The organism is Nonomuraea ceibae (genome assembly GCF_019396325.1).
Taxonomy (GTDB): domain Bacteria; phylum Actinomycetota; class Actinomycetes; order Streptosporangiales; family Streptosporangiaceae; genus Nonomuraea; species Nonomuraea ceibae.
Genome location: NZ_JAHKRO010000184.1, coordinates 1 through 11,967, shown reverse-complemented (window position 1 = coordinate 11,967; position 11,967 = coordinate 1). Strand labels below are relative to the sequence as shown.

Annotated in this window: 13 protein-coding genes; 8 read left to right on the top strand and 5 right to left on the bottom strand. The window is 73.9% G+C overall.

Going from position 1 to position 11,967, the window contains the following annotated elements; all coding sequences use genetic code 11:
• Both KME80_RS47780 and KME80_RS47775 read right to left on the bottom strand, forming a co-directional pair.
• Positions 1-456 (bottom strand): phytoene desaturase family protein (locus tag KME80_RS47780; RefSeq protein ID WP_219518946.1); only part of this gene is annotated, 456 nt, incomplete at its 3' end.
• Positions 457-460: 4 nt separating this feature from the next.
• Complete coding sequence (locus KME80_RS47775; RefSeq protein ID WP_219518942.1) at positions 461-1,090, bottom strand: DUF305 domain-containing protein; 630 nt, start codon at positions 1,088-1,090, stop codon at positions 461-463.
• A 120-nt stretch (positions 1,091-1,210) separates the two neighbouring features.
• Between KME80_RS47775 and KME80_RS47770 the strand changes: the two genes are divergently transcribed.
• The 7 genes from KME80_RS47770 to KME80_RS47740 all read left to right on the top strand — a co-directional run bounded on the left by KME80_RS47770 (position 1,211) and on the right by KME80_RS47740 (position 7,090).
• The gene (locus KME80_RS47770) at positions 1,211-1,924 is read left to right on the top strand and encodes a thioredoxin-like domain-containing protein (RefSeq protein ID WP_219518940.1); all 714 of its coding nucleotides are present in this window, start codon (positions 1,211-1,213) and stop codon (positions 1,922-1,924) included.
• 90 nt (positions 1,925-2,014) lie between these two features.
• Complete coding sequence (locus KME80_RS47765; RefSeq protein WP_219518938.1) at positions 2,015-2,470, top strand: SRPBCC family protein; 456 nt, start codon at positions 2,015-2,017, stop codon at positions 2,468-2,470.
• 54 nt (positions 2,471-2,524) lie between these two features.
• Positions 2,525-3,097, top strand: a complete 573-nt coding sequence (locus tag KME80_RS47760; RefSeq protein WP_219518934.1) for an RNA polymerase sigma factor — start codon at positions 2,525-2,527, stop codon at positions 3,095-3,097.
• Entirely contained in the window at positions 3,094-3,900 is an 807-nt protein-coding gene (locus KME80_RS47755) for a zf-HC2 domain-containing protein (protein ID WP_219518932.1), read from the top strand. The genes KME80_RS47760 and KME80_RS47755 overlap by 4 nt, the downstream gene beginning before the upstream one ends.
• A gap of 20 nt (positions 3,901-3,920) precedes the next feature.
• Positions 3,921-4,730, top strand: coding sequence for an ABC transporter ATP-binding protein (locus KME80_RS47750; protein WP_219518929.1), 810 nt, complete (start codon positions 3,921-3,923; stop codon positions 4,728-4,730).
• Positions 4,724-6,076, top strand: coding sequence for a hypothetical protein (locus KME80_RS47745; RefSeq protein ID WP_219518926.1), 1,353 nt, complete (start codon positions 4,724-4,726; stop codon positions 6,074-6,076). Before KME80_RS47750 ends, KME80_RS47745 begins: the two co-directional genes overlap by 7 nt.
• A gap of 138 nt (positions 6,077-6,214) precedes the next feature.
• A complete protein-coding gene (locus KME80_RS47740; RefSeq protein ID WP_219518923.1) occupies positions 6,215-7,090 on the top strand; it encodes an excalibur calcium-binding domain-containing protein in 876 nt (291 codons plus the stop codon).
• Here KME80_RS47740 and KME80_RS47735 read toward each other — a convergent pair.
• From KME80_RS47735 to KME80_RS47725, 3 genes are read right to left on the bottom strand one after another with little or no spacing between them, the layout of a single operon-like run.
• On the bottom strand, positions 7,087-8,466 hold the full coding sequence (locus KME80_RS47735) for an NCS2 family permease (RefSeq protein ID WP_219518920.1): 1,380 nt from the start codon (positions 8,464-8,466) through the stop codon (positions 7,087-7,089). The two genes, KME80_RS47740 and KME80_RS47735, sit on opposite strands and share 4 nt — an antisense overlap.
• A 60-nt stretch (positions 8,467-8,526) precedes the next feature.
• A complete protein-coding gene (locus tag KME80_RS47730; RefSeq protein WP_219518917.1) occupies positions 8,527-8,760 on the bottom strand; it encodes an EF-hand domain-containing protein in 234 nt (77 codons plus the stop codon).
• Positions 8,760-10,934, bottom strand: a complete 2,175-nt coding sequence (locus KME80_RS47725; RefSeq protein ID WP_219518914.1) for a xanthine dehydrogenase family protein molybdopterin-binding subunit — start codon at positions 10,932-10,934, stop codon at positions 8,760-8,762. The genes KME80_RS47730 and KME80_RS47725 overlap by 1 nt, the downstream gene beginning before the upstream one ends.
• A gap of 110 nt (positions 10,935-11,044) precedes the next feature.
• Between KME80_RS47725 and KME80_RS47720 the strand changes: the two genes are divergently transcribed.
• Positions 11,045-11,967, top strand: a 923-nt coding sequence (locus KME80_RS47720; protein ID WP_219518911.1) for a PucR family transcriptional regulator ligand-binding domain-containing protein, incomplete at its 3' end; no start/stop codon positions are given.

The window sequence follows — 11,967 nt, the reverse complement described above, 5'->3', positions numbered from 1 at the left end:
GGCCGCCGCCGCGAACGCGGCGGGCCGCGGCTCCCACGGGCCCAGCGGCTTCAGCAGCAGGTCGGTGAGCGGGAACCCGGCCCGCACCGCCGCCCCCACGATCGCCCGCCACACGCCCGCGTCACGCCCCAGGCCCTCGGCGGTGCGGTCCACGTCACGGTGCACGAGCACCGCCGGGCCGTCGTCGAGCGGATGGGCCGCCACCACCGGCGGATGGGCGAACTCCACCCCGTCCAGCGCGAGGCCGCGCATCGCGGGGGAGGCCAGCGCCATCGCCATCACGGTGGCGCCGAGGTCGTGCACCCGGCCCGGCGTCGTCAGCTCCGCCGACCGCAGCGCGCCCCCGAACTTCCGGGCGGCCTCCAGCAGCAGCACCCGCCGCCCGGCCGAGGCGAGCGTCACGGCCGCCACGAGCCCGTTGGGGCCCGATCCGACCACGACCGCGTCGGCGCCCATCAGCTCATTTCAGGATCGTCGGGAACGGCTGCGCGCCCCGGAGCGCGAGGAGCTTCGTCATCAGGTCGATCTCGCCCGACTGCCCCTCGACGATCTTGCGGGCCATGCCGGTCACCTCGGCCCGGTCGGACAGCTTGAGCAGGCCCTCCGCCATCTGCACCCCGCCCTCGTGGTGGCGGATCATCAGCTGGAGGAACAGCACCTCCGCCTCCGTGCCCTGAAGCTCGCCGAGCTTGTCGAGCTCCGCCCGCGACGCCATGCCCGGCATCGCGCCGCCCTGAGGCTGCTGCGCGCCGTGACCGTGACCGCTCATCCACGCCATCGGCCGCAGGTCCGTCGCCTGCGTCAGCTCCCACTGCTGCAACCAGCCCAGGAACATGCCGCGCTGGTTGGCCTGCGTGTTGATGATGTCGAAGGCCAGGTTGCGGATCTCGCGCGACTCGCTCTTGTCGCGGATCGTGAACGACATGTCGACCGCCTGCGCGTGATGCGTGGCCATGTCGCGGGCGAAGCCGGCCTCCGCCGACGTCTCACCCGGCGTGCCCCGGCCCCCGAACACGAGAAAGGCCGCCGCGACCACGACGACGAGGACGGCGAGGACGGCGAACAGCGGCTTTCCGGCGGGCTTCTCCATGGCATGACCAGGTTACCCACCTGCGCGAGCGGTTGTGATCGCATGCTTATACGCCGCTTATTCTCCGCATACGCCCGGAGGGCATAGGGTGACCCAAGTTGGTACGCCGATGGAGGAACGATGACGAAGGAGAAGGCGCAGGCCCGGCGCGAGCATCTGCAGCAGATGCGGGCCGCGCAGAAGCGCAAGGAGCGCCGTGCAGCCTTTCTGATGTGGGGCGCGGGCGGCCTCGTCATCGTGCTGCTCGTCGGCGTGGTCGGCTTCTACCTGGTCAAACGCGCACAGGAGACCTCGCTCGACGGGGTCGCCAGCGTCAAGTACGAGGCCGGTCAGCACGTGTGGAACACGGTCTCGTACAAGGAGACCCCGCCGGTCGGCGGCGAGCACAACAACTACTGGCAGCTGTGCCGGGTCTACGACAAGCCGATCCACTCCGAGCACGCCGTCCACTCGCTGGAGCACGGCGCCATCTGGATCACCTACCGGCCCGACCTGCCCAAGGCGCAGATCGACCAGCTGAAGGACGTCGCCGGTTCGACGGGGCAGCAGGACTACATGCTGGTCAGCCCGTTCCCCAACCTGCCGTCGCCGATCGTGGTCTCCTCCTGGGGGCACCAGCTCAAGCTGACCGACCCGGGCGACCCGAAGCTGGGCGCGTTCATCAAGAAGTACCAGAACGGCCCCGACACCCCTGAGCCCGGCGCGACCTGCGGCGGCCCCCAGGCGGTCGAGACGACCGCCGACGAGGCGCCGCTCCCGCCGGAGCCGCAGCAGCAGACGCAGACGCCGCACGACAGCGCCAGCCCCTCGGTCAGCCCTTCGGCCTCCCAGTAAGGCCCTCGGGCAGCACGCCATCGACACCGGCGGCCCGCGTTCCCTCCGGGGGCGCGGGCCGTTCGCGTGCCGCCCGCTAGGCTCCGCGGCATGCCCCGCTTCGAGGTGACCACGCGCATCCTCGCCCCGCCCCCGCGCGTCTTCGACGTGTCGCTCTCCGTCGAGCTGCACACCGCCTCGATGGCCCGCTCGGGGGAGCGGGCCGTCGGCGGCGTCACCTCCGGGCAGCTCGCGGCCGGCGACCGCGTCACCTGGGAGGCGCGCCACTTCGGCCTCCGCTGGCGGATGACGTCGCTGATCAGCGCCTGCGACCCGCCCGCGTACTTCGTCGACGAGCAGGTGGCGGGCCCGTTCCGGCGCTGGTGGCACGCGCACCACTTCGAGGACGACGGCGAGGGCGGCACGTTCATGCGGGACGTGATCGACTTCGCCGCGCCGCTGGGGCCGCTGGGGCGGGTGGCCGAGGCGCTGGTGCTGCGGCGTCACATGGAGGAGCTGATCGTCCTGCGCAACCGCCATCTCAAGGACGTGGCCGAGCGGGTGTGACCCATGTCACCGGCCGGCGAGAACCGGGCGGGCAGGGCGTGGCGTCTGTGAAGTGTGAGGTCGAGGAAGGCACCGGACGAGGAACAGCTCGTCCGGCGCGTCGCCAAGGGTGACCAGGCGGCGTTCGAGGAGCTCTACCGGCGCACCGCGCCGTGGATCGCGACGCGGCTGCGCCGCCGCTGCGCCGACGAGCAGATCGTCGCCGAGGTGATGCAGGAGACGTACCTGGCGGTGTGGCGGGCGGCGGGCGCGTTCGCGGGCGTGGCGGCCGACGGCACGGCCGTGGGCTGGCTGTGGACGATCGCCGCCCGCCGGCTGGTGGACGCGTTCCGGCGGCGGGCGCACCACGCCGAGCCGCCCCCGGCGGCGGCGCTGACCGGGACGGCGCCGGCGGCGGAGGAGGAGGCGCTGGCCTCGGCCGTCGGCGGCGACGTCGGCGACGCGCTGCGCCTGCTCGCCCCGGAGCTGCGGCAGGTGCTGCAGGCGATGGTCCTGGACGGCCTGTCGGTCCGCGAGACCGCCGTGCTGCTCGGCGTGCCCGAGGGCACCATCAAGACCCGCGCCAGGCGTGCGCGGATCGCCATGCGGCAGAACCTGCGGGAGATCGTACGGGAGGCGCTGTCATGAGCGGATCCTGGGATGGCGCGCACGCGTCCGACCGGCAGATCACCGGCTACGCGCGCGGCGGCACGCTGGCGGGTGACGAGCTGTGGGCGCTGGAGGCGCACCTGGAGGCGTGCGCGCCGTGCCGCGAGCGGCTGGCGCGGGCGGCGGCGCCGGAGGTGGCGGCGCTGGTCGGCGGCGTGTGGGACGAGCTGCGGCCCCGGCTGGGACGCGTCGCCCCGGCGCCCCGGCGGCGCGGACCGGTGTGGGCCCGCTGGGCCTCTCCGGTGACCGCGCCGTGGGTGCTGATGACGGTGCTGGTGACGGCGCTGGGCGTGGCGCTCGAACGGCCGGCCCCCGGCGGCGTGTCCCTGGTGCTGCTGGTCGCGCCGGTCCTGCCCGTGGCGGGCGTGGCCGTCGCGTGGGGACGCGCCATCGATCCGGCGTACGAGGTGGTGGCGGCGACGCCGAGGGCCGGGCTGGGGCTGCTGGCGCGGCGCACCGCGGCGGTGCTCGCCGTGGTGCTGCCCGTGCTGGCCGCCGCCGGCTGGGCGAGCGGCGTCATGGTGGCGCTGTGGCTGCTGCCGTGCCTGGCGTTCACCGCCGGGACGCTCCTGCTCGGCGGGCTTGTCGGGATGGTCCGCGCCGCCGCCGTCCTGGCGGGCGTGTGGGCCGTGGTGATCGTCGCGCCGACGACGCTGCTCAGCCGCCTCTCCTTCGCCCTGGAGCCCGGCAGCGTGCCCGTGTGGGGCGCGCTCGCCGCGCTGGGGATCGCCGGGGTGCTGGCGCGCGGAAGCGCCTACTCCCTGCTGGACGCACATCGATGAACGAGCGGAAGGACACTTTCATGACACGCGCGGTGGGCGCGGCGGAGATCGCGCCGGCCACGTACGCCTGGGAGATCCAGGCGGACGGGCTGAGGGTGCGGGCGGGCCGGCGCACGATGGCCGTCGACGGCCTCGACCTGGCGCTGGGCACGGGCGTGCACGGACTGCTCGGCCCGAACGGCGCGGGCAAGACGACTCTCATCCGGGCCCTGGCCACGGTGCTGCGCCCGGCAGGCGGGAAGCTGACGCTGCTGGGCGCCGACGCCTCCGCCCAGGCGGGCCGGCGGGAGCTGCGCCGCGCCATCGGCTATCTGCCGCAGGAGTTCGGCTACTACAAGCGGTTCACCGTACGGGAGTTCGTCGAGTACATGGCCTGGCTGAAGGAGATGCCGAAGCGGGAGGTGCCCGGCGCGGTGCAGCGGGCCATCGAGCGGGTGGGGCTGGCCGACCGCGCCGACGACCGGATGCGGACGCTGTCGGGCGGCATGGTGCGGCGGGCCGGGATCGCCCAGGCGATCGTCAACGACCCGCGCGTCCTGCTGCTGGACGAGCCGACCGTCGGCCTCGACCCGGCGCAGCGGCTGCGCCTGCGCGAGCTGCTGCAGGTGCTCGGCGCCGACAGCTGCGTGGTGGTCTCCACGCACCTGGTCGAGGACGTCGCCGCCGCGTGCTCGGACGTCGTGCTGATGGCGCGGGGGCGGCTGGTGTTCCAGGGGACGCCGGACCGGCTCGCCGCCGCCGGCGGGCCCGGCGACGTCGGCGACAGCCCGATCGAGCGCGGCTACTCGGCGCTGCTGGCGGCCCCCGGCGACGATCGGGGCGCGTGGTGAGCGGCCGGATCCTCCGCATCGAGCTGCGCCGCTCCATCGCGGTGTGGGCGGGAACGGTGTTCCTGCTGGTGGCCCTCGCCTTCCTGTTCGGGCTCACCGGGCCCTGGACGGCGTACGGGGAGAGGTGGACGGCGCAGTGGAGCGCGGCCGCGCTGTGGGAGCGTCACCTGCTGCTCTTCCTGCTGCCGCTGGTCGTCGGGGCGGGGGCGCTGCAGGGGTTGCGCGACCGCCGGGCGGGCACCGGTGAGCTGCTGGCGGCCACGCCCAGGCCCGCCTGGCAGCGCTCCGCCGCGACCGCAGGGGCGCTGGCGATCGCGCTGGTTGCGGCGTACCTGCTGCTGTACGGCGTCGGGGCCGTGCAGGTGGCGGCCGGGGGCGGGGTCTTCCACCTGGGCTGGGCGCCCGTCGTGGCGGTGGGGGCGCTGTCGCTCGTGGCGGCGGGCTGGCTGGGCCTGGGCGCCGCCCGGACGCTGCCGTCCGTGCTGACGCCGCCGGCGCTGGCGATCGCGACGCTCCTGGCCATGTTCCCCGTGGTGGGCCTGTGGCAGGAGGAGGTCGTGCCCAAGGTCGCGTATCTGGCGCCGGCGCTGGACAACGCGCGCAGCCTCGTCCACGACCTGTCCGGGTGGGTCAGCCTGGGGCAGGCGGTGTGGCTGCTCGGGGTCGCCGCCACCGGGTTCGGGCTGCTGGCGGCCACGCGGCCGTGGGCACGGCCGGCCGCCCTGCTTCCGGCTGTGCTCGGCGCGGCCGTCGCGCTGCCGCTGCTGCCGTCCGGCTCCGAGCCGGTTTACGTCGTCAACGCGGCCGCCGAGCCCGTGTGCTCCGGCCGGGTCTGCGTGACCAGGGCGCACGAGGACCTCCTGCCCGTGGTCGCCGGGCCGGGGGAGGAGGCGCTGCGGCTGCTCGCCCGGCTGCCCGGCCCGCCCCGCCAGGTGCGCGAGTCCGCCGAGCGCGACGCGGTCCACCACCCGCCCGCCAGGGACGCCGGGATCGTGTACGTGGACTTCGACGTTCGCGACGCGCGGAGCACCGGGGAGAAGCTGACGCGCCACCTGCTAGCGGGGGCCGGGACCCCGTCCTGCCACAGCCTGAGGGGCGACGACTTCGACGGCCGGCTGCGCGAGGAGGCCGCGCGGAGGATGGCGGCGGGCTGGCTCATGGGCGACGTCGCCGCCCCCACGGCCGACCCGGTCTTCCAGGAGCTCAACGCGCTCGTCGAGCAGGCGTGGCCGGAACTGCGCGCCGTGCCGGAACGGGAGCAGGGCGCCCGCGTCGCGGCCCTGCGCGAGGCCGCGCTCTCCTGCGACGGTGACCTGCTCGCCATCCTGACGGACGGCCGCCGGTGATGACCCCGCCCGTAGCGGCCGGGCGGCCGTTTGCCCGGTGTGGACGGACATGCGAGAAATATTCGGCTGATTACCCGGCATCCGGTCGTCCTCGATAAGCTCACCGGCAGCACGGACGTCAGGATGGGGTCGTCAACGTTGGACAAGCCGGAAGAGCCACCACCCGCCGATCCGGGGCCGCCGCGGGCCAGCAGGCTCACCACCGTCGTGCTGACGGTCTCGCTCGTCCTGGTCGTGCTGATCGCGGGCGTGCTGGGCACCATCGCCGTCCTGATGACCCGCAGCCCCGACAGCCCGTTCCTCGGCGGCGCCCCGCCGCAGCGGCTGCCGACGCCCATCCACTTCGCCCCGGTGCGCGAGACCAAGGCCGCCCCCTGCCCGGGTGAGGAGGCCGCGCTCGACGACACGCAGACCACGTGCTACCTGCTGGAGGACGGCGTCACGGTCAACGCCGTGCAGGAGATCGAGGCCATCCGTGAGGCCGACGGCACCTACTCGGTCCGCATCGCCGTCGCGCCGGCGTTCAAGCAGAAGCTCGTCGACCTCATCGACGAGCAGGTCACCGACCAGCGGCAGGTGGCGGTCGTGCTGGTGCCGCGGACGGTGGTCGCCGCGCCGATCGTCACGCAGGCGATGGACGGCGACAGCCTGAGTATCGTCGGCTTCGCCAAGGCGGAGGCCGAGACGCTGGCGGCCCGCCTGGCGGGCTCCACGGCGCCCCCGGCCACCGCCCCTCCGGCCACCACGCCGCCGGACACCGGCCAGCCCACCACCGGTCAGCCGGACACGGGCCAGCCCAACACGGGTCAACCGAACACCGGCCAGCCCGACACCGGCCAGCCGAACACCGGCAACCCGGCCGCCGACGGCGCCCTCGACCCCAAGTTCGACAGCTGCAAGGAGGCCGTCGCGCGCGGCTACGGCCCCTACAGCAAGGGCTTCCGCGCCGAGTACGAGTGGTACACCGACGTCGACGGCAACGGCATCGCCTGCAACTCCGGCGACATCCGCTAGCCGAACAGCTCCTCCAGCCCGTTGATCCCGAAGTAGGCCAGGAACACCAGCGACACGATCCACAGCAGCCACGGGATCTCGGCGAACTTGCCCCGAGCCGCCTTGATCAGCGTGTACGAGATCACCCCGGCTCCCACCCCGTTGGTGATCGAGTACGTGAACGGCATCAGCGCGATCGTCAGGAACGCCGGCACCGCCAGCTCCAGGTCCTGCCACGGCACGTTCCGGCTCTGCGTCATCATCAGCGCCCCGACCAGCACCAGCGCCGGGGCGGCAGCGGCGGCGGGCACCACGGCGGCCAGCGGCGTGAACAGCAGCGTCAGCGCCAGCAGCGCCCCGGTGAAGACGCTGGCCAGGCCGGTCCGCGCGCCCTCGCCGACACCGGCGGCCGACTCGACGAACACCGTGTTCGCCGACGAGCTCGACACGCCGCCCACCACGCCGGCGACGCCGTCGACCGTGAGGATGCGGCCCAGCCGGGGCACCCGCCCGACCTGGTCCACCATCCCGGCCTCGTCGCTGACACCGATGATCGTGCCCATCGCGTCGAAGAACCCGGACAGCACCAGCGTGAACAGCACCACGGTCGCCGTCACCACGCCCGCCCTGGCGAACCCGCCGAACAGGTCGAACTGCCCCACCAGCCCGAAGTCGGGCGCCGCGATCAGCCGCTCGGGCAGGTGCGGCGTCACCACGCCCCACGCGCCCGGCTCGATCTCGGCCACCGAGTTGACCAGCACGGCCAGGGCCGCCGTCACCGCGATGCTGATCAGGATGGCCGCCGGCGTGCGGCGCACATACAGCACGATCATCAGCAGCAGGCCGAAGCAGAACACCGCGACCGGCCAGCCCGTGAGGTGGCCGGTGGCGCCGAGCTGCACCGGCGTGCCGCTGCCCGCCGCGACGAACCCGGCGTCGACCAGCCCGATCAGCGCGATGAACAGCCCGATGCCGACGCTGATGGCGTGCTTGAGCGCGAGCGGGATCGCGTTCATGATCAGGGTGCGCAGCCCGGTGACGGCCAGCAGGATGATGACGAAGCCTTCGAGCACGACCAGGCCCATCGCCTGCGCCCACGTCATGAAGGGCGCCGCCTGGTAGGCGACCACCGCGTTCAGCCCCAGCCCGGCCGCCAGGCCGAACGGCGCGTTGCCGACCACCGCCATGAGCAGCGTCGAGATGGCCGCCGCGAGCGCCGTCGAGGTGGTGAGCTGCGCGATCGTCAGCTTCGCGCCGGTGACGTCCTGCGCGCCCGCCAGGATGATCGGGTTGAGCAGGATGATGTACGCCATCGCCATGAAGGTCGTGACGCCGCCACGCACCTCACGGCCGACGGTGGTCCCCCGCCCGGACAGCTCGAAGAACCTGTCGAGCACCGCCAACCCCCTTCGCGATCAAGGGGGAGTGCCGGGTGGCCTACCCGGCGGGGGACGTGATCACGCCTGCTCGTGCCGCCCGCCGCCGACCAGGCCGGCGAACTCCTCCAGCCCGATCCGGCCGTCGCCGTCGCGGTCGGCCGAGGCGATGAACGCCTCGATCTCCGCCTCGGAGGCGCCGAGCCCGCCCAAGGCGTCGTTGGCCTTCCGGATCTCCTCGGCCGTCAGCAGGCCGTCGCCGTCGGCGTCGAACCGTGTGAACTCCGCCTTGGCCGCTTCACGCGCGTCCGTCATCAGGATCCCTCCCCGTCTTGAACCAAGGCGATATCTTCGGGTCTGATCGGAACGCGCGTCAACCGGAGCCCGGTCGCCGCGCGCACCGCCGACGCGATCGCCGGGGTGGAGGAAAGCGTCGGAGGCTCGCCTGCGCCGCGCAATCCGTACGGCGCGGCCGGGTCCGGATTTTCCAGGATTTTCATCGTCATGGGCGGCATGTCGAGAATGGTGGGGATCAGGTAGTCGGTGAACGACGGGTTCAGCACCACGCCGTCACGCACCCGGATCTCCTCCATCAGCGCCAGCCCCAGCCCCTGCGCCGAACCGCCGTGGATCTGGCCCTCCAGCGCCTGCGGGTTCAGGATCCGGCCCACGTCCTGCACCGCCGCCAGCTCCACCACCTTGACCAGGCCCAGCTCCACGTCCACGTCCACCACCGCCCGGTGCACGCACAGCGCGAGCTGCGTGTGGGAGTCGCCCTGCCCCGTCGCCGGGTCCAGCGGGTACGTCGGCCGGTGCCGGTACTCGCGCGTCTCCTCGATCGGCCCGAACATCGCCAGCGCCTCCCGCGCCGGCAGCCCGCCGAACCGCTCCCGCACCGCCCGGCACGCCTCCCGCACCGCCCCGCCCGTCACGTACGACTGCCGCGACGCCGACGACGAGCCCGCCGAGCCCACCGACGTGTCGGCCGTCGCCACCGTCACGTCGTCCACGCCCAGCTCCGTCCGGGCGATCTGCGCCTGGATCGTCACCAGCCCCTGCCCCACCTCGGCGGCGGCCGTGTGCACGGTGACGTGCGGCTCCCCGCCGACCAGCTCCGCCCGCACCCGCGCCGTGGAGAAGTCGTCGAAGCCCTCCGAGAAGCAGATGTTCTTGATGCCCACCCCGTAGCCGACGCCGCGCCGCACCGACTCCCCGTGCGTGGTCTGCGACACCCCGCCCGGCAGCCCGCGCAGGTCGCTCCCGGCGGGCGGCGGGAGCGGGAAGCGTTCGAGCTCGCGCAGCATCTCCGCCAGCGGCGCCGGCGAGTCGATCACCTGACCGGTGATCAGCGCCGACCCCTGCGAGACGGCGTTGCGCACCCGGATCTCCACCGGCGACAGCCCGCACGCCTCCGCCAGCCGGTCCATCTGCGACTCGTACGCGTAACACGCCTGCACCGCGCCGAACCCGCGCATCGCCCCGCACGGCGGGTTGTTCGTGTAGACGCCGGTCGCCCGCACCCGCACGTTCGGCACCTCGTACGGGCCCGCCCCCAGCGACGCCGCGTTGCCCACGACCGCGGGGGAGGAGGAGCAGTATGCGCCGCCGTCGAGCAGGATGTCGGCCTTGACGTAGACGAGCCGGCCGTCGCGCGTGGCGCCGTGCTCGTAGCGCATCCGCGCCGGATGCCGGTGCACGTGCCCGAAGAACGACTCCTCCCGCCCGTACACGATCTTGACCGGCCGGTCCAGCCGCAGCGCCAGCATGCACGCGTGGACCTGCATCGACAGGTCCTCCCTGGCCCCGAACGCGCCACCCACCCCCGACAGCGTCAGCCGCACCTTCTCCGGCGGCAGCCCCAGGCAGGGCGCGAGCTGGTCGCGGTCCACGTGCAGCCACTGCGTGGCGATGAACAGGCCCACGCCGCCGTCGTCCGCGGGCACCGCCAGCCCCGACTCCGGGCCCAGGAACGCCTGGTCCTGCATGCCCACCTCGTACTCGCCGGTGACCACGACCTCCGCCTCGAACGTGTCGCCCTTCACCACCGGCTGGCTCCTGACGAACTCCCGCGACTCACGCGGATCCGTCACCGCCGGGCGCGGCTCGTAGTCCACCCGGATCGCCGCCACCGCCCGCCGCGCCGTCTCCGGATGGTCGGCGGCCACCAGCGCCACCGGCTCGCCCTGATAACGCACCTGGTCGATGGCGAGCACCGGCTGGTCCCTGCGCTCCAGGCCGTAGAACTTCTCGCCCGGCACGTCCTCGTGCGTCAGCACCGCCCGCACGCCCGGGATCGCCAGCGCCGGGCCCACGTCGATCGACCGGATCCACGCCGACGGATGCGGGCTGCGCAGCGTCGCGCCCCACACCATGCCCTCCAGCCACAGGTCCGACGCGTACGCGAACTCGCCCCGCACCTTCAGCGCCGCGTCGGGCCGCCGCGCGCTCTCGCCCACGCCGTGCCGCGACGCCCGTGCCGTCTCCGTCATCGTCCGAGCTCCGTCATCCTTCGAGTAGAGCACCGGCCGACCGGCCCCGGAATGCGCGCGGAGTGAAATCACGGTAAGCGGTTCACCGGCCGCCTTGTATATTCCTCCAAGTGCGGATATGCGATCTGCTGGCCATGGAGGAGCTGCGGCTGACGCTGCTCACCGGCGACGCCGGGCGCGAGTTCGGCACCGTCCACATCACCGACCTGCCCGAGCCCGGCCGCTACTTGTCCGGCGGCGAACTCGTGCTCACCGGCCTCATGTGGTGGCACACCGCCGCCGACTCCCGCCCCTTCGTCACCGCCCTCGCCGACGCCGGGGTCGCCGCGCTCGGCGCCGGCCAGGCCCGGCTCGGGCACGTCCCCGCCGACCTCGTCGACGCCTGCCGCGAAGCCGGGCTGCCGCTGCTCGACGTGCCCACCGAGACCTCCTTCCGCACCCTCGCCGAGCTCGTCGCCCCCCGCCTCTCAGGCGACGCCCGCGACGCCCTCGGCCGCCACCGGCGGCTCGTCGCCGCCGTCGCCGAAGGCGCCGGGCTGCCCGAACTGTTCGCCCTCACCGCCGCCGAACTCGGCGTCACCGGCGCCGTCGTCTCCGCCACCGGCCAGGTCGTCGCCGGCGCTCCCGACGACCCCGTACGGCTCGCGCGCGCCTTCCTCACCGCGCCCCGGCTGCCCTGCCTGGCCGGCGGGCACACGCTCTTCGCCGCCGGACGCGGGCCCCGGGCCGCCGCCTGGGCCCTCGCCTGCGACGGCGACCTGCTCGACCGGGCCGACCTCGGCTACGAACTGGCCGCCTTCGTGGCGCTGGAGCGGGCCCGCATGGAGGAAGGGCGCCGCGTCGAACGCAGGCTCGCCGCCCAGCTCGTCACCGCCGCCCTCACGGGCGCCGACCCCGCCGACCTCACCGCCCGCCTCCGCACCTGCGCCCTCGACCCCGCCGAGCCCTACACGATCATCTCCACCACCACCCACCCCAGCCCCCACCCTGCCTCCCACCCCGACACGCCCACCCACGGCGCATTCCCCAGAAC